The organism is Bacillus sp. LR--39 (assembly GCF_053613335.1).
The window spans coordinates 1-501 of record NZ_JBSIOT010001712.1; the positions used below are offsets into that span (position 1 = coordinate 1).

The 501-nt window shown below is 46.1% G+C and carries 1 protein-coding gene; it reads right to left on the minus strand.

Annotated elements, in window-relative coordinates:
• Positions 1 to 14 precede the first annotated feature (14 nt).
• A partial coding sequence (locus tag ACWHAR_RS32715) for a helix-turn-helix transcriptional regulator (RefSeq protein ID WP_452089126.1) occupies positions 15 to 501 on the minus strand: 487 nt, incomplete at its 5' end.

Sequence of the window (501 nt, forward strand, 5' to 3'; positions counted from 1 at the left end):
CGCTATATTGCATATTAAATGTCTCTGCTTTTTTTCCTGTATTGAAGCGGCGGGATGCCGACGATCTCTTTAAACACTTTATTGAAATGGCTGATATGCTTAAAACCGGTATCCGCAGCGATGTCCAATATTTTCTCGTCTGTATCACGAAGCCGTTTTTTCGCTTCGCGGATCCTGATGTGCCGGATATACTCCTGAAGATGAAAGCCGGTCACTTTTTTAAACACTCTGCTTAAATAGGATGGGCTGATATAAAATTGTCCGGCCAATCCGTCTAACGTCATCGTTTCTTGAAAGCTGCAATTGATATATGAAGCGATTTCCGAGATTTTTTCATCCATCGGGTGAAGCGGCCGTGTTTGATTGCGGCCGCCGCCCGCAAGGCTCCGGTAAATGGTGAAAAGCAGCTGAAACAGCAGCGCCCTGACGACATCCTCGTGTCCTTCTTTTTTCAGCTTGCACTCCTTTTTCATCTCCATCAGCATATGTTCGACTGCGGCC